General features: G+C 67.2%; 14 protein-coding genes. 4 read left to right on the top strand and 10 right to left on the bottom strand.

Annotation, left to right across the window (positions count from 1 at the left end):
• The first annotated feature begins 221 nt into the window (after nucleotides 1-221).
• The 3 genes from ACORQU_RS19385 to uraD all read left to right on the top strand — a co-directional run bounded on the left by ACORQU_RS19385 (nucleotide 222) and on the right by uraD (nucleotide 4,822).
• Nucleotides 222-3,224: a TonB-dependent receptor gene (locus ACORQU_RS19385; protein ID WP_491642659.1), complete on the top strand. Its 3,003-nt coding sequence runs from the start codon at nucleotides 222-224 to the stop codon at nucleotides 3,222-3,224.
• Nucleotides 3,225-3,380: 156 nt separating this feature from the next.
• On the top strand, nucleotides 3,381-4,316 hold the full coding sequence (puuE, locus tag ACORQU_RS19390; protein ID WP_491642660.1) for an allantoinase PuuE: 936 nt from the start codon (nucleotides 3,381-3,383) through the stop codon (nucleotides 4,314-4,316).
• On the top strand, nucleotides 4,313-4,822 hold the full coding sequence (gene uraD, locus ACORQU_RS19395; protein WP_491642661.1) for a 2-oxo-4-hydroxy-4-carboxy-5-ureidoimidazoline decarboxylase: 510 nt from the start codon (nucleotides 4,313-4,315) through the stop codon (nucleotides 4,820-4,822). The genes puuE and uraD overlap by 4 nt, the downstream gene beginning before the upstream one ends.
• A 170-nt stretch (nucleotides 4,823-4,992) precedes the next feature.
• Here uraD and ACORQU_RS19400 read toward each other — a convergent pair whose 3' ends face one another.
• The 10 genes from ACORQU_RS19400 to ACORQU_RS19445 all read right to left on the bottom strand — a co-directional run bounded on the left by ACORQU_RS19400 (nucleotide 4,993) and on the right by ACORQU_RS19445 (nucleotide 14,483).
• Entirely contained in the window at nucleotides 4,993-6,324 is a 1,332-nt protein-coding gene (locus tag ACORQU_RS19400) for a carbohydrate-binding protein (RefSeq protein WP_491642662.1), read from the bottom strand.
• Nucleotides 6,325-6,877: 553 nt separating this feature from the next.
• A complete protein-coding gene (gene hisIE, locus ACORQU_RS19405; RefSeq protein WP_491642663.1) occupies nucleotides 6,878-7,561 on the bottom strand; it encodes a bifunctional phosphoribosyl-AMP cyclohydrolase/phosphoribosyl-ATP diphosphatase HisIE in 684 nt (227 codons plus the stop codon).
• Nucleotides 7,562-7,582: 21 nt separating this feature from the next.
• A complete protein-coding gene (gene hisF, locus ACORQU_RS19410; protein WP_271645429.1) occupies nucleotides 7,583-8,359 on the bottom strand; it encodes an imidazole glycerol phosphate synthase subunit HisF in 777 nt (258 codons plus the stop codon).
• Nucleotides 8,353-9,111, bottom strand: coding sequence for a 1-(5-phosphoribosyl)-5-[(5-phosphoribosylamino)methylideneamino]imidazole-4-carboxamide isomerase (hisA, locus tag ACORQU_RS19415; RefSeq protein WP_491642664.1), 759 nt, complete (start codon nucleotides 9,109-9,111; stop codon nucleotides 8,353-8,355). Before hisA ends, hisF begins: the two co-directional genes overlap by 7 nt.
• A 22-nt stretch (nucleotides 9,112-9,133) precedes the next feature.
• Nucleotides 9,134-9,733, bottom strand: a complete 600-nt coding sequence (gene hisH / locus ACORQU_RS19420) for an imidazole glycerol phosphate synthase subunit HisH (RefSeq protein WP_491642665.1) — start codon at nucleotides 9,731-9,733, stop codon at nucleotides 9,134-9,136.
• The gene (hisB, locus tag ACORQU_RS19425) at nucleotides 9,733-10,809 is read right to left on the bottom strand and encodes a bifunctional histidinol-phosphatase/imidazoleglycerol-phosphate dehydratase HisB (RefSeq protein WP_491642666.1); all 1,077 of its coding nucleotides are present in this window, start codon (nucleotides 10,807-10,809) and stop codon (nucleotides 9,733-9,735) included. The genes hisH and hisB overlap by 1 nt, the downstream gene beginning before the upstream one ends.
• A complete protein-coding gene (gene hisC / locus ACORQU_RS19430; RefSeq protein WP_491642667.1) occupies nucleotides 10,806-11,909 on the bottom strand; it encodes a histidinol-phosphate transaminase in 1,104 nt (367 codons plus the stop codon). Before hisC ends, hisB begins: the two co-directional genes overlap by 4 nt.
• Nucleotides 11,906-13,237 (bottom strand): histidinol dehydrogenase, encoded by a 1,332-nt coding sequence (hisD, locus tag ACORQU_RS19435; protein WP_491642668.1) that lies wholly within the window; start codon nucleotides 13,235-13,237, stop codon nucleotides 11,906-11,908. Before hisD ends, hisC begins: the two co-directional genes overlap by 4 nt.
• A complete protein-coding gene (gene hisG / locus ACORQU_RS19440; RefSeq protein WP_491642669.1) occupies nucleotides 13,234-14,148 on the bottom strand; it encodes an ATP phosphoribosyltransferase in 915 nt (304 codons plus the stop codon). Before hisG ends, hisD begins: the two co-directional genes overlap by 4 nt.
• A gap of 11 nt (nucleotides 14,149-14,159) precedes the next feature.
• A complete protein-coding gene (locus tag ACORQU_RS19445) occupies nucleotides 14,160-14,483 on the bottom strand; it encodes a YerC/YecD family TrpR-related protein (protein ID WP_491642670.1) in 324 nt (107 codons plus the stop codon).
• A gap of 160 nt (nucleotides 14,484-14,643) precedes the next feature.
• On the opposite strand from ACORQU_RS19445, the gene ACORQU_RS19450 reads away from it, so the two are divergent.
• Nucleotides 14,644-15,759 carry a hypothetical protein gene (locus ACORQU_RS19450; protein WP_491642671.1) on the top strand — a complete coding sequence of 372 codons (1,116 nt, stop codon included), beginning with the start codon at nucleotides 14,644-14,646 and terminating at the stop codon, nucleotides 15,757-15,759.
• Nucleotides 15,760-15,770: the final 11 nt, after the last annotated feature.

Genomic DNA, 15,770 nt, shown 5'->3' on the forward strand with positions numbered 1-15,770 from the left:
CGTCCTACGGCCCGCTTGGCAAGCTGTCGCGTTTGTCAGTTTTGGTCAAAGTCGCGTGCCGGATGAAAAATTCCCGGTGTAATCGAATCGTTAAATACGCGCCAAGCCGCTGTCACGGTCGCATGTCAGGGCCGGCCACCGGTGACCACCGCTCGCATCACAACGCGGATCCAATGCGATCCGTGCGGGTGGGCTTTTGTCGAAGAACCTGAAGGCATCTCATGCGCCACGCTCCCTCCTCTTCCCGCTCCCTCAAGCGCAACGCGCTGGCCGCAGCGCTGCTGGGCCTGTGCTTTTCCCAGGCCCCCAGCGCGTTCGCGCAGGCCACCTCCGGCGACATCGTCGGCACCGCGCCCTACGCGGCCGGCGCGCAGATCCAGATCAAAGACCCGAGCTCCGGCATCAGCCGCACCGTGGCGCTGGGCAGCGATGGCCGCTTCCGCGTGCCCGCCCTGCCCACCGGCCACTATCAGGTCACCCTGGTCGAAGACGGCAGCACCGTCTCCACCGGCAGCGCCACTGTGCTGGCCGGTCAGACCGCGCAGGTCAACCTGGGCGATGGCAGCGATGCCACCACGCTGACCACGGTGATGGTCAAGCGCCCGATGGTGATGAACGACATCGATACCAGCAGCGTCGAGTCGCGCACCACCTTCACCGCCGGCCAGCTCAATGAGCTGCCGGTGCCGCGCGACGTCAATGCCGTGGCCGAGCTGACCCCGGGCACCGCCACCGGCAGCGGCTACTTTGGCAGCCTCAACTCGTTCGGCGGTGCGTCGGTGGCGGAGAACAGCTACTACGTCAACGGCATGAACATCACCGACTCCTACGACAACCTGTCCTTCAGCGAGGTGCCGTGGCAGGCGATCGACCAGTTGGACGTGCAGACTGGCGGCTACGGCGCCAAGTACGGCTTCTCCACCGGCGGCGTCACCAGCGTCAACGTCAAGCGCGGCACCAATGAATGGCACGGCGGCATCAGCTGGGATTCGGCCCCGGACGCACTGGCCGCGCATACCGACAACGAATACTTCGGTGACGGCAGCCTCTATCGCCCGCTCAGCAAGAACCGCTCCAACAGCAACACCTGGGCCCTGTGGGAAGGTGGCCCGCTGATCAAGGACAAGCTGTTCGTCTTTGCCATCGCCCAGTACAACAAGACCACCGGCAGCACCTGGGGCGGTCGTTCCTCTCCCTCCGGCACCACCGCCAGCCAGGACGACTACAACGAGAGCAAGCCCTACGAACTGGTCAAGTTGGACTGGTTCCTCAACGACAACAACCATCTGGAATTCACCGGCTTCAACAACAGCAGCCGCACCACCTACGACTACAGCAACATCGGCTTCGAGGCCAACAAGGCCTACAAGGACAGCTACAACGGGCAGCTCATCTCCAAGAGCGGTGGCCCGACCGGCATCCTGAAGTGGACCAGCAACCTGGCCGACAACTTCACCATGTCGCTGCAGTACGGCAAGATGAAGACGGTCAGCGAACAGGTCGCGGTGTCGCCGGATGGTTCGCGCTCCACCTACGCCGGCAACATCAACGCGCCGGCCACCGGTTGCCCCTACGTGTCGTATGAATCCGACTATGTCGGCGCGCAGAACAGCTGCTTCCTGGACTCCACACTGGGCGTGAGCAACGGCTATAGCCAGCGCCAGGACTACCGTGCCGACTTCGACTGGACGCTGGGCGACCATGATCTGAGCTTCGGCTACGATTACAACGACTTCAACGCCAAGCAGGGCGAGTCATACTCGGGTGGGCATCACTACGACTACACCACCGACAGCGATGGCAACCAGCTCGTGTACGACGACATCTACGCCACCGGCGGCGCGGTGGAGATCAAGCAGAACTCCTGGTACGTGCAGGACCATTGGCACGTGACCGACGACTTCCTGTTGTCGTTGGGCGTGCGCAACGATTCGTTCAAGAACTACAACACCTCCGGCGGCGTGTTCGTCAAACAGGACAACATCTGGCAGCCGCGCGTGGGCTTCTCCTGGGACATGTTCGGCGACGGCACCAGCCGCCTGTACGGCAACCTGGGCCGCTATGCGCTGCCGATCGCGGCCAACGTCGCCCTGCGTGGGGCCAGCGCCTCGATCTATTCGGAAACCGCCTACAGCTACAGCGGGGTGACCGCCGATGGTTCGCCGATCGATCCGGTGGCCCTGGGCGATACGGTGTACTTCAACGGCGAAAACGGCACCACGCCGTCGGCGTCCTCTGCCGCCAGCAAGGGGCTCAAGCCTTATACACAGGATGAAGCGATCCTGGGCTTCGAGCATCGCCTGACCAGCGACAATGCCTTCATGGATGGCTGGGTGCTGGGCGCCAAGGGCACCTACCGCGAGATCCACAACGCCATCGACGACAGCTGCTCTTCGCAGGCGCTGTACGACGCGGCCACCGCCGACGGCTACGACACCTCCGGCTTTGATGCCTGGACCGCGCCGGAAGGCAGCTCGGGCTGCTGGCTGTACAACCCGGGCAGCTCCTCGACCATCGCGGTGGACGTGGACGGCGACGGCAATCCCGACACGATCACCATGTCGGCCGACTCCCTGGGCCCGAAGGCCAAGCGCACCTACAAGGCGCTGACCCTGAGCGCGCAGAAGGGCACCGACAAGTGGTACGTCAACGCCAGCTACACCTGGTCGCAGAGCAAGGGCAACTACGAGGGACTGGTCAAGTCCAACAACGGCCAGGACGACACCGGCACCACGGCGGACTTCGACTTCGCGCAGATCATGGAAGGCGCCTATGGCTTCCTGCCCAACGACCACATGCACAGCTTCAAGCTGTACGGTGCGTACAAGTTCAGCGATGAGTGGCAGGTCGGTGCCAATCTGCAGGTCCAGTCCGGAGCGCCGATCAGCTGCTTCGGCGGTGGCTACGGCACGCTGGGAACCGAATACGGCTACACCGGCCAGTTCCACTACTGCAACGGCGAGATCAGTGACGGAGGCACGCAGGGCCGTACCCCGTGGACCTTCGAGCTCAGCCCCAACCTGGTCTACAAGCCGGCGGCCATCAAGGGCCTGACCGCGCAGCTGTCGATCCTCAACCTGTTCAACAACGACAAGCCGCTGCAGGTGTATCAGCACTACGAGTCGGTCCAGCAGAACGGCACCACCCACTACGCCACCTATGGCCTGGGCCAGTACTACCAGGAGCCGCGCTACGCCCGGCTGCAGTTGATGTACGAGTGGTAAGCCACACCACCACGGCCCCGACGGCCTGACGTGGACCAAGACGCCTGGCGCTCACCCCGCCAGGCGTTTTTTTTATCGCGGATGCGTGCACGGGATGCTTTCCAAGGAGCGGACTTGTTCCTAGAGTGGTCCGCATCCCCATGGTGGCGCTTGCCGATGCTCTTCACGCCCTACCCCCGCGACCTCACCGGCTATGGCCGCAATCCACCGCACGCCGACTGGCCCGGTGGCGCGCGGATCGCGGTGCAGTTCGTCCTCAACTACGAGGAAGGTGGCGAGAACAACGTGCTGCATGGCGATGCCGGCTCCGAGCAGTTCCTCTCCGAGATCATCGGTGCGGCCAGCTACTCGGCGCGGCACATGAGCATGGAGTCGATCTACGAATACGGATCGCGCGTGGGTGTGTGGCGCATCCTGCGCGAGTTCGAGCGGCGTGGCCTGCCGCTGACGGTGTTCGGCGTAGCCATGGCGCTGGAACGCAACCCGGAGACGACCGCCGCCTTCGTCGAACTGGGTCACGAGATCGCCAGCCACGGCTGGCGCTGGATCCATTACCAGGACATGGACGAGGCCACCGAGCGCGCACACTTGGCGCGCGCCATCGACCTGCACACCCGCCTGACCGGCAGCGCGCCGCTGGGCTGGTACACCGGCCGCGACAGTCCCAACACACGGCGCCTGGTGGTCGAGCACGGCGGTTTTGCCTACGACGCGGACTACTACGGCGACGACCTGCCGTTCTGGACGCAGGTGGAAACCTCGGGCGGCGAACACAAGCCGCACCTGGTGGTGCCCTACACGCTGGACAGCAACGACATGCGCTTTGCCACGCCGCAGGGCTTCAACACCGCCGATCACTTCTTCACCTACCTGCGCGACAGCTTCGACGTGCTCTACGCCGAGGGCGAGGAGGCGCCGAAGATGCTCTCGATCGGCATGCACTGCCGCCTGCTCGGGCGCCCGGGGCGCTTTGTCGCCCTGCAGCGCTTCCTCGACCATCTCGCCCGGCACGACAAGGTCTGGGTATGCCGGCGCATCGACATCGCCCGACACTGGCAGCAGCGCCATCCGTTCAAGGCAGAATCCGCATGACTACACTGACCGAACTCAACGCCCTGCCGGAGACGGACTTCATCACCGCGCTGGGCGGCATCTTCGAGCACTCGCCATGGGTGGCTGAAGGCGCGGTGGCGGGTCGCCCCTACGCCGATGTCGCCGCCCTGCACGCAGCGATGTGCGAGGTGGTGGCCAACGCCGGCGAGCCCGCGCAACTGGCCCTGATCCGTGCCCATCCCGAACTGGCCGGCAAGGCCGCCATCGCCGGTGAACTCACCGCTTCCTCGGCCAGCGAACAGCGTGGCGCCGGCCTGGACCAGTGCAGCCCGGCCGAGTACACCGAATTGCTGGACCTCAACACCGCTTATCGGGAACGTTTCGGCTTCCCCTTCATCCTGGCCGTGCGCGGTCATACCCGCGCGAGCGTCATCGCCGCCCTGCGCACCCGCCTGACGCACGAGCGCGGCGAGGAAGTCGCCACCTGCCTGGCGCAGATCGAGCGCATCGCCCTGCTGCGGCTGTGCGACCTGATCACCGAATAGCGCTCGCACTTTGATTGCGTGTGGGAGCTGCCATGGCGGCGATCGGGCTTTCCCGCGTAAAACCTCATCGCCGCCATGGCGACTCCCACAACAAGAGACACGACAACGGCGCGCATCGCTGCGCGCCGTTTCGCTCAACAAGGGCCGCCTTCCCTGGCAGCCAAGCCCACTCAGTAGCCCAGATCGTTGAGGAAGCGTTGCGTGTACTCCAGCGCGGCAGGGCCGCTGTAGGAATTGCAGATCGGCGAGGCGTAGTCCGACGGCGTCGCGCACGGGGTGTCGCGATCCAGCGACCAGTAGTGCACGCCGGCCAGGCCGTTCTGCGCGGCGTAGAGCGAGACGATGTCCACGTCGTTGAGCGTGAAGATCTCATCGGCCGTATCGTTGCGCCCGATCATCGGGGTCAGCTCGATGTGGTCGGCGCTGATGCCGTAGGTGTGCTGCAGGTTCTGCACCGCCTGGATGGCCGACTGCCCCATCTCGCACAGCCCTGAACTCCCCAGCACGCAGTTGGACGCCTGCGCCCGGCCGAAGTCCATGACCATCAGGTTGATGGTGTAGTGCTGCAAACCAGAGGCCTGGACCGCGCGGATCACACGATCGCCCAGGGCATTCACGCCGCCATAGCTTCCATCGGAAGCGGCCAGGGTCGCCAGGGTGAACGAGAAGCGCAGGTTCGGATACTGCGATTCGACCGCCTTGACCGCGGCGATCAGCGAATCGGTCTGCGCAGGCGTCTGCCCGCCTTCGATGTCGAAATCCACCCCGACCAGGTGCGGTGAGGCGTAGCGTGACAAGAACGCGTTCATGCCCGCCGCACTGCCGCAGGTGAAGGTCCCCGAGGCGCCGCCGGTGGAGATGATGTAGTTCACCCCGCTGCTGTCCAGCGTGGGGATGTTGGCATTGGCGAAGGCGTTGGCCGAGACCCCGCCCCAGCTTTCGCTGCCGCATTCGCCAGTGGCGAACGCCAGGGTCAGCGTGTCCAGATTGCTCAACTGGGTCGACAGCAGGCTGCCGGCACCGGCGACCGGAATGGCGCTGCCGGTCACCTTGGTCTGCATCACGTTGTTGTTCCAGTTGAGGTTGATGGTGATGTCCTTGTACGGGCTGAAAATGAAGCTCTCGTAGCTCGGATTGGTCGGCGTGCCGCCATTGCCGCCATCGTCGTCCCCGCCGCCCGTGTCGCCGCCACCATCATCGCCGCCGCCGGAACAGCTGCCCTGCGACGTCCAGGGCTGGCCGGAGCCGGCACCTCCGTTGTGGGTGGCTGGCTCGTCGCCCTGGGTCCACCAGTTGGCCAGATAGTTGATGCCGTTTTCGCTGGCGGCGTTGCCACCGGTATAAACCGTGCCCGCACTCCAGGCCGGCGCGCAGGCGGTCTGGGCATGGGCCGGGGCGATGGGTAGGGCCGAAAGCGCGGCTGCGGTGGCCAGACTGCCGATCAGGCTGGTGCATGTGCCTGCGGTGACTACGGACCACAAGGTGAATTTCCTGAGGGTCATCGTCTCTCTCCATTGGGTGGCACGGTGGCGCATGCCCCATGCCGTGACGTAGTTGGCCTGCCGCTCCCGTCGAGGCTCCAGCAGACATCCGGACTGCGTGGCTGCGATGGCCGACGCGTGTCGACGACCGCCACTGCACCGTCCACGAGCGAAGACAACGTTGTCAACGGAGAGAAACTGAAACTGGGTGCACGGTCCCAATGACTACGCGCAAGACCGCAAAGGCGTCGGTCGCCCCAAGCGATTGACCCACAACGCGCTGCAGACAAGGCGATGCAGGTCTTCAAATGGCGCGATCAAGACCCACCAATGCGCCCCTCCCCCGACACGCAAGATGCGCATCGGTCCTGGCGCAAGACAGAAACCGCTTCCCTGTCGCAGCGCCTATCGAAGGCGCTGGGCTGGGATCAGCCGCGACCCCAACCGCACCTCGGGCGCGGCTCACGCAACGCCGTGTGGCGGGCGCTGTCCTGCACGAGATGTCCGGGATAGGACATCGCGGCGGACAGCGCTTCAGCTCCGACGGGAAGAAACGAGGGTGGTCACCACGGCCTCAGGCTGGCCGATGACGCTCCGAGAGCAGCTGAACCGCATCACCCAACGACAGGCCGCGCGCGCGCAACAGCACGGTCAGGTGATAGAGCAGATCCGCGCTCTCGCCGAGCAACTCCGCATCGTCCTGCGCGACAGCGGCCAGGGCGGTCTCCACGCCCTCCTCGCCCACCTTCTGTGCGATGCGGCGGATCCCACCCTCGAACAGTCGGGTGGTGTAACTGCCTTCCGGACGCTGTGCGTGACGCTGCGCGATCAGGGCGTCGAGTTCGCCCAGGAAGGCGATCCCTTCGGTGGGAGCCGCCATGGCCGCGATTGGGCTTTCCTGGGAAGGGCCTTCCGCCGCCATGGCGGCTCCCACCACGCCCGGCGCCTCGGGAAAGCAGCTGGGCCGCTGCAGGTGGCAGGTGTGCCCATGCGGACGCGCCAGCACCAGCAGGGTGTCGGCGTCGCAGTCGACCTGGATGTCGACCAGGTCCAGGAAATGCCCGGAGGTCTCTCCCTTGGTCCACAGGCGCTGCTTGCTGCGGCTGAAGAAGGTCACATGGCCGCACTCGCGTGTGACCTGCAGCGCCTCGGCATCCATGTAACCCAGCATCAGCACGCGCAGGGTGTCGGCGTCCTGCACCACGGCGGGCAGCAGCCCATCGCCCTTGGCCCAGTCCAGTGCTTCGATCTGACTCATGTCGGTTCCTGTTGCGACCGCTCAAGCGGCCTGGCGCACGGCGATGCCGGCCTGGGCCAGTGTGCGCTTGAGATCGGGAATGGCGATGGCGCCACTGTGGAAGACGCTGGCGGCCAGCGCCGCGTCCACGTCGGCGTCCTTGAACGCCGCGGTGAAATGTTCCGGCAGACCCGCACCGCCGGAGGCCACCAGCGGCACATGGCACAGCGCCCGCGCGGCCTTGAGCTGCTCGATGTCGTAGCCGCGACGCACGCCGTCGCTGTCCATGCAGTTCAGCACGATTTCGCCGGCACCCAGCGCCTGGGCCTGCTCGATCCAGTCCAGGGTGCGCAACGTTTCGGCACGGGTCTTGGACGGATCACCGGTATAGCTGCGCACGCGCCATTGGCCATCGTCCTCGCGCACCGAATCGATACCCACCACCACGCACTGCACGCCGAAGGCCTGGGCCAGCTCGCCGATCAAGGCGGGGCGTTCCAGCGCCGGGGTATTGATCGAGACCTTGTCCGCGCCGGCGTGCAGCACCGCACGCGCGGTCTCCACGCTGCGGATGCCACCGGCCACGCAGAACGGGATGTCCAGCAGGCGCGAGACCTTCTCCACCCAGCCGTAGTCGACCGAGCGCCCTTCCGGGCTGGCGCCGATGTCGTAGAACACCAGTTCGTCGGCGCCGGCATCGCGATAACGCAGCGCCAGTTCGGCGATGTCGCCCATGTCGATGTGGTCGCGGAATTTGACGCCCTTGACCACGCGACCACCGCGCACATCCAGGCAAGGCACGATGCGCCGGCTCAGCATGAGGCGGCCTCCGCGAAGGCCTGTTCCAGGGTGAAGCGCCCTTCCAGCAATGCCCGACCCAGCACGATGCCGCCGCAGCCGGCGGTCTTGGCGGCGCTGACATCGGTCACCGCATGCACGCCGCCGGACGCCTGCACCTGCACCCGCGGCAGCAGCGCGACCAGATGGCGATACAGCGCGAAGTTCGGCCCGGTCAGCATGCCGTCGCGGGCGATGTCGGTGCACAACAGGTGGGTCATGCCGGCCTGCGCATAGCGGCTGGCCAGGGCATCCAGGGCCACGCCGGAGCCTTCGGTCCAGCCGTGGATCGGCAGCTGCCAGATACCGGCCTCGTCCTGGCGCGCATCCAGCGCCACGGTGATGCGCTCGGGGCCCAACTCGGCCAGCCAGCCCAGCACCTGCTCGGGTGCACGCACCGACAGTGAGCCGACCACCACGCGCGAGGCACCGGCCTCCAGCAGCGCGACCACGTCATCGCGGCTGCGCACGCCACCGCCGGTCTGCACCTGCAGGCCGGTGGTCGCACGCAGCTGTTGCAACAGCGGCGCCAGCGTGTAGCCGCCGGCCCGCGCGGCATCTAGGTCGACCAGGTGCAACCAGCTGGCGCCCTGCGCGGCATAGGCCTGTGCGGCGGCCAGCGGATCGTCGCCGTAGGTGGTTTCGCGGTCGTAATCGCCCTGCGCCAGGCGCACCACGCGTCCGCCGCGCACGTCGATGGCCGGAAAGAGTTGGAAGAAAGGCTTGGAAGACATCAGGCGTCCTACGGGCGTGGCCTCAGGCCAGGCCGTGTTCAATGAAGTTCTGCAGCAGGCGCGCGCCGACCGCAGCCGAGCGCTCGGGGTGGAACTGCGCACCCGCCACCCGGCCGCGCTGGACCACCGCGGCGAATTCCTGCCCGTGCGTGGCGCTGCTCAGGCAATCCTCACTCACCGGCGCGGCGTAGCTGTGCACGAAATAGGCCTGGTCCTGCGCGCCGATCCCAGCAGTGAGCGAAGCCTCACGCCGGGCGCTCAGCGTGTTCCAGCCCATATGCGGCACGCGAATGCCGGGGCTGACAGGCAATTTTGCGACCTTGCCCGAGAGCAGGCCCAGGCACGGCGTGTCGTCTTCCTCGGAATGCTCGAACAGCACCTGCATGCCGACACACACGCCCAGCAGCGGCGCCTGCAACGCCTTGATCGTCTCGACCAGCTGCAGCTCGCGCAGCCGGCCCATCACCTGCGCGGCCGCGCCCACGCCCGGCAGGATCACTCGGTCCGCGCTGCGGATCACCTCGGCATCGGTGGTCAGCTCGGCCTCCACGCCCAGGCGGCCCAACGCATAGCGCACCGAGCCGATATTCGCGCCACCGGCATCGATCATCGCCAGGCGCATCACAGCGCGCCCTTGGTCGAGGGCAGCTCGGAGCCTTCGCGCTTGATCGCCTGGCGCAGGGCGCGGGCCAGCGCCTTGAAGCTGCCTTCGATCTTGTGGTGGTCGTTGTCGCCGCGCACCTGCACATTGATGTTCACCCCAGCCGAGTCGCACAGCGAGCGGAAGAAGTGCTCGACCAGCTCGGTGGGCATGTCGCCGACGCGCTCGCGCTGGAAGCTGCCGTCGAACACCAGGTATGGCCTGCCCGAGAAGTCCAGCGCGACCTGCGCGAGCGTCTCGTCCATGGGCAGGGTGAAGCCATAGCGGCCGATGCCACGCTTGTCGCCCAGCGCCTGCTTCAACGCCTCGCCCAGGGCCAGTGCAGTGTCCTCGATGGTGTGGTGCTCATCGATGTGCAGGTCGCCGGTGGTCTGGATCTCCAGCGCAAAACCGCCATGCTTGCCGATCTGCTCCAGCATGTGGTCATAGAACGGCAGGCCCGTACTGACTTTGGGCTCTGCGACCCGGTCCAGGTCGACCTCGACGCGGATGTCGGTTTCCTTGGTTTTACGACGCACGCTCGCCGTGCGCGGCGCATCGGCCAAGGCATGGGCGATACCGGCCCAGTCCCACTCGCCGCCGAACTGCGCGGTCTGCAATTGGAACCCGCGGATGCCCAAGTTCTCGGCGAAGCGGATGTCAGTCTCGCGGTCGCCGACCATCGCCGAGTGATCCAGGTCGATGCCGCGATCGCGCAGGTAATGCATCACCAAGCCCAGCTCGGGCTTGCGGGTCGGCGCCTTGTCAGCCGGCCAGCTGCAGTCCACCAGCACCTCGCGGAAGCTGATGCCCTGGCTTTCGAAGATCTGCAGCATCAAGTCATTGGGACCGTCGAAGCTTTCGCGCGGATAGCCCTCGGTGCCCAGCCCGTCCTGGTTGGTGACGATGACGAACTGGAAGCCGGCATCGCGCAGCTTGAGCATCGCCGGGATGACGCCCTTGACGAAGCGCAGCTTCTTGTAGGCGTCGATCTGGAAATCGGCCGGCTCCTCGATCAGGGTGCCGTCGCGGTCGACGAACAGGATCTTCTGGCTCATGCGGCCTCCGCCTGTGCGCTCAGGGCCGCCAGCACGCGGGCGTTCTGCTCGGGCGTGCCGATGGTGATGCGCAGCGCGTCGTCCAGCTGCGGCGCGGCGCGCTGGTCGCGTACGACCACGCCGGCAGCCAGCAGCACACGAAATGCGCGTTCGGCATCGGCGAAGCGCACCAGCAGGAAGTTGGCGTCGGAGCGGTACACACGGCGCACGCCGGGCAGCGCCGACAGCGCGGCGGCCAGGCGCGCGCGCTCCTCGATCACGATGGCGATCCGCGCCTGCGTGGCCGCCAGGGCGGATGCGGACAAGCCGGCCGCGGCCAGCTCCGCGCACGGTGTGGGCACCGGGTACGGCGCCTGGCAGGCGCGCAGCACCGAAATGAGGCGCGGATCGGCGATCACCACACCCACCCGGGCCGCGGCCAGCGCATGCGCCTTGGACAGCGTGCGCAGCACCGCGACTTCCGGATAGCGGTCGCGCAGGGTCAGCGCGGAAGGCGTGTCGGAGAACTCGCCATAGGCTTCGTCCACCACCACCAGCGCCCTGCCTTGCAGCGTCTGCAGCAGGCCTTCGATCTGCGCCAGCGGAATCGACGCGCCGGTCGGGTTGGCCGGCGAGCACAGGAACACCAGCTTGGCACCCTGCTCCAGCACGGCCGTGGCAATCGCATCGCAATCCGGCGCAAAACCCTCCGGCCCATCGACCAGCGGCGCTTCGATCAGCCGCGCATCCTGCAGGCGCGCACTGACCGCGTACATGCCGAACACCGGCGGCGTGGCGACCACCGCATCGCGCCCGGCCACGCACAGGGTGCGCACCAGCAGGTCGATGGCTTCGTCGCTGCCGCGACCGATCAGCAGCTCATCCGGCGCGCAGCCGTACAGGCCCGACAGCGCAGTCTTCAGCGCGGCCGGCTGCGGATCGGGATAGCGGCGCGAGGTCGCGTTGGCATCGGCCGCATTGCTCCACGCGCTTTCGTTGGCATTGAGCCAGACATCGCCGCGCAGGGCTTCGGTGCGGGCCGACTTGTAGCCGCCAAAGCCGCGCAGGTCCGGGCGGACCAGGTCGAGCAGGTCGCGTGGTGTCGGATCAGGGGCGCTCATCGGGCGGCCTCCTGCAGGCGCAGGCGCACGGCATTGGCGTGGGCCTCCAGGCTTTCGGCCTCGGCCAGGGTCACCGCCGACGGCCCGATGGCCAGGATGCCGGCCGCACTGGCCGACTGCACGCTGACGAAATTCTGGAAGCTGGCCACCGACACGCCGCTGTAGGCGCGCGCCGCGCCGCTGGTGGGCAGCACGTGGTTGGTACCGCTGCAGTAGTCGCCCAGTGCCTCGGGCGTGTAGTCGCCCAGGAACACCGAGCCAGCCGCTTCCACCTTGTCCAGCCACCGGCGCGGCTCGCGCAGGGCCAGGATCAGATGCTCGGGCGCATAGCGGTTGCTGATGGCGAAGGCTTCGTCCAGCGACGTGGTCAGCACCAGGCGCGAGGCGCTCAGCGCCTTGCGCGCGATATCCGCGCGCGGCAGCACGGCCAGCTGCGCCTCAAGCGCGGCTTCCACGCGGTCCAGCAGGCCGGCATCGTCGGACAGCAGCAGCACCTGCGAGTCCGGGCCGTGCTCGGCTTGCGACAGCAGGTCGGCGGCGACGAAGTCCGCGTTGGCGCCAGCATCGGCGATCACCAGCACTTCGGACGGACCGGCCGGCATGTCGATGGCCGCCGCGCCGCTCTGCGCGACCTGCTGCTTGGCTTCGGTCACGTAGCTGTTGCCCGGGCCGAAGAGCTTGTCGCAGGCCGGCACCGGCCCGGCGCCATAGGCCATCGCGGCGATCGCCTGGGCACCGCCGAGGACGAACACGCGATTCACGCCGGTCAGGCGCGCGGCGACCAGCACCGCGGGATCGGCAGTGCCGTCCTTGCGCGGCGGCGTGCACAGCACCACTTCGCGGCAGCCGGCCAGCCCAGCCGGCACGCCCAGCATCAACGCGGTCGACGGCAGCGGCGCGCTGCCGGCCGGCACGTACAGACCAACGCGGCCGATGGGACGAATGATGCGTTCGCAGACCACGCCGGCGGCGGTTTCCACCGCATAGGGCTGGGCCATGCCGGCCTTGTGGAAGGCGGTGATGCGTGCGGCGGCCTCGACCATGGCCTGCCTGAGCGCCGGATCGATGGCGCGTTCGGCGGCGGCGAATTCGGCCTCGCCCACTTCGAAGGACTCGGGCGCGGCGCCATCGAAGCGCGCGGTGATGGCGCGCAGCGCTTCCAGGCCACCGCTGCGGACCTCATCGATCAACGCGGCGACGGTGCGGCGCGTCTCGGCCGCGACCGTCTGCGCCGGGCGCTCCAGCGTCTGGGTTTGTGCTTGCGCATCCAGTGCGGCCCAGACGATGCGCTGGACGCTGAGGGATTCGGATTTGAGCGAGGCGTTCATGCCAGCGAGCGCTCCACGGACAGGACCATCAGGCCGCGTGCGCCGGCGCGTTCCAGTTCCTCCAACTGCTGCCAGCTGAGGGCGGTGTGGCACATGGTCTGCAGCGAGATGCCCTCGGCGTGCTCGCCCGGCAACTGCACCAGGGGCTCGGCATCGGCCAGCAGGCGGGTCAAGGCCGGCACGGTGTCCGGCGCGGCGCGGAACATCAGCAGCTTGCTGTCCTTGAGCTTGAGCACCCCGTCCATGCGTCGCAGCAACATGGCCGACAAGTCGGCGCGGGCATCGTCGAACTTGCGGGTCGGCCCGGCCAGCACCGCCTGGCTCTCCAGCAGGGTTTCCACTGGCTTGAGCTGGTTGGCGCGCAGCGTGGCGCCGCTGGAAACCAGGTCGCAGATCAGGTCGGCGGTGTCGAGCTTGGGCGCGATCTCCACCGAACCGGAGAGTTCTACCACCGAGGCATCCACGCCCTGCGCGGTGAGCCACTGGCGCAGGATCGCCGGATAGCTGGTGGCGATGCGCAGGCCTTGCAGCTGCTGCGGGCCGGTCCACTCCCAGCTCTCCGGGATGGCCAGCATCAGCCGGCAGCCGCCAAAGCCCATGGCGCGCACTTCGCGGTAGGCCTGCGGCAGGCCGATCTCGGCGCGCGCGTTGGCCTGTTCGTCCAGCTCGTTGCGCCCGACGATGCCGTAATCGCATACGCCGTCGGCGATCAGGCCGGGGATGTCGTCATCGCGGACCAGCAGCAGGTCGACCGGCAGCGATTCGCCATAGCAGAACAGCTTGTCGCGGCTTTCGCGCCAACTCAGCCCGCAGGCGGCGAGCAGGCTGCGCGCCGGTTCGGCCAGACGGCCGGATTTCTGGATGGCGATACGCAGACGATCACGCGTCGCGTTGGCAACGATGGGAGGCATGGCAGGAAACTTCAGTGAGAGGCGGCGGTACGCGTCTGCTGGCGGCGCAGGGCGGCAGCATAGCCACCGGTACCGGTCTCCAGCGTGCGCGCGACGCGCCCGATGGTAGTGACGCTGACCTCGGTCAGCTCGTGGATTTCGCGATATGGCACGCCCTTCAGCAGCAGGGGCACCACGCGCCAGCGGTCGGCCATGGCCTCCAGCTCGGCAGGCGTGCACAAGTCCACCAGGAACGCACGCACCTCCTCCGGCTTGGACAGGCCCGCCAGCGCGCGGGCCAGCGACTGCTGGGCCAGGCTGGCGGTCTTCTCATTGATCTCGGGGCGGCGCTTCATGGACGTCTCAATGTATTAACGCGCTATCACATTAGCACAGGCAGCATCCTCGAACAACCCGGAATCCCGCCGCGGGATGAATTCCGGCCCCGGCGCCGCTAGGATCGACGACAGGCGCGCCGGAGCCGCCGCCCGTCACACGGACAAGGAGCGTCACGCCATGGATGAGCACCACGTCGCCCGCTGCCAACGCTGGCTCGCAAATTTCCCGATGGCCGCCGAGGCCTTCTCGCGCCTGCGTCCGGCCGCGCAGCAACGCTTCCTCATGCAGCTGCAGTTCGAGGGCGACCAGCTCGCAGGCTTCAGCCTGGATGAACTGCACCATGTGCTGCCCGAAGCCGCGATGCAGGACCTGCTCCGGCAGACCCTCTTTTCGGTGACACCCGAGGATCAGCATTCAACCTTGGAACAGACGCTCGCCGAGCAGTCCACCCGCCCTCATCGCCATGCCAGCCAGACCCGCGGATCCTTCCTCTTCACCCGGGAAGCACCGAACGACAGGCCTGAGCCGGCAGGCCCGCTCGACAACCTCATCATCGACGGCGTCCAGGCGTCGCCCTGGGACACGCAGACGCTGCGCCAGTTGCACAAGGAGAATCTGCTGGCGGCCTTCGTCGCCGCCTGCCACATGGAGATGGACTGCGTTTTCACCGGTGGCGATCGACGCCCGCTGCTGTTCAATGTGCTGGCCGCGATCGAAGCACGCCGCATGGCCACGCCTGCGCGCCTGCGCATGGCCCAATGCGCCCTCCTGCGCGCTGGCTGCGCAGAGCAGGCCCGGGAGCTGAGTGTGCGACACCCTAAGGCCGGGCTCCCTATCCTCCCGTGCCTGCGCGATGCACGCACCGCGCATCGGGCTCCCAGCGCCTGGAGGCCCATCGTCGAGGCGGGTGAACAGATACTGCAGCGCGAAAACCTCGACCTGGCTGCGCGCCGGTGGTGGATCTGTGCGGCCATTACCTCTTCCGCAGAGGCCGAAGCGCTCGCGCTGATGCTGCACGCGCCGCAATGGCAGCCGGCACTCCGACACTTCGGCGGCTGGCTGACGTTGCCGCTTGGCGGCGAGCCCGTCGATGCACGCGCGCCCTGGGATCTGCGTCATCCCAGGACGCCTGCATGGCCGATCGGAGACCGCTCCGACCTGCAGCTGAACGACTGGCATCACCCCATCCTGCTGATGATCGAAAACGGCGAGGTGCTGGAGCGGGCGCAGCATTGGCAAGATGCCGCCGAAGCCCTGACCGCCCTCCTGCAGCGTCATGACTTGCTCGGCTGACTTCACACTCG

This window comes from Pseudoxanthomonas sp. JC1303 (genome assembly GCF_058448525.1).

Bases quoted from the DNA above. Each gene is read 5' to 3' on its own strand.
- hisIE (WP_491642663.1), bottom strand. From the start codon at position 7,561: ATGAGTCAGATCGAAGCACTGGACTGGGCCAAGGGCGATGGGCTGCTG.
- hisB (WP_491642666.1), bottom strand. From the start codon at position 10,809: ATGAGCCAGAAGATCCTGTTCGTCGACCGCGACGGCACCCTGATCGAG.
- hisF (WP_271645429.1), bottom strand. From the start codon at position 8,359: ATGCTGAGCCGGCGCATCGTGCCTTGCCTGGATGTGCGCGGTGGTCGC.
- puuE (WP_491642660.1), top strand. From the start codon at position 3,381: ATGCTCTTCACGCCCTACCCCCGCGACCTCACCGGCTATGGCCGCAAT.
- hisH (WP_491642665.1), bottom strand. From the start codon at position 9,733: ATGCGCCTGGCGATGATCGATGCCGGTGGCGCGAATATCGGCTCGGTG.
- uraD (WP_491642661.1), top strand. From the start codon at position 4,313: ATGACTACACTGACCGAACTCAACGCCCTGCCGGAGACGGACTTCATC.
- ACORQU_RS19450 (WP_491642671.1), top strand. From the start codon at position 14,644: ATGGATGAGCACCACGTCGCCCGCTGCCAACGCTGGCTCGCAAATTTC.
- ACORQU_RS19445 (WP_491642670.1), bottom strand. From the start codon at position 14,483: ATGAAGCGCCGCCCCGAGATCAATGAGAAGACCGCCAGCCTGGCCCAG.
- hisD (WP_491642668.1), bottom strand. From the start codon at position 13,237: ATGAACGCCTCGCTCAAATCCGAATCCCTCAGCGTCCAGCGCATCGTC.
- ACORQU_RS19400 (WP_491642662.1), bottom strand. From the start codon at position 6,324: ATGACCCTCAGGAAATTCACCTTGTGGTCCGTAGTCACCGCAGGCACA.
- hisC (WP_491642667.1), bottom strand. From the start codon at position 11,909: ATGAGCGCCCCTGATCCGACACCACGCGACCTGCTCGACCTGGTCCGC.
- hisA (WP_491642664.1), bottom strand. From the start codon at position 9,111: ATGTCTTCCAAGCCTTTCTTCCAACTCTTTCCGGCCATCGACGTGCGC.
- ACORQU_RS19385 (WP_491642659.1), top strand. From the start codon at position 222: ATGCGCCACGCTCCCTCCTCTTCCCGCTCCCTCAAGCGCAACGCGCTG.
- hisG (WP_491642669.1), bottom strand. From the start codon at position 14,148: ATGCCTCCCATCGTTGCCAACGCGACGCGTGATCGTCTGCGTATCGCC.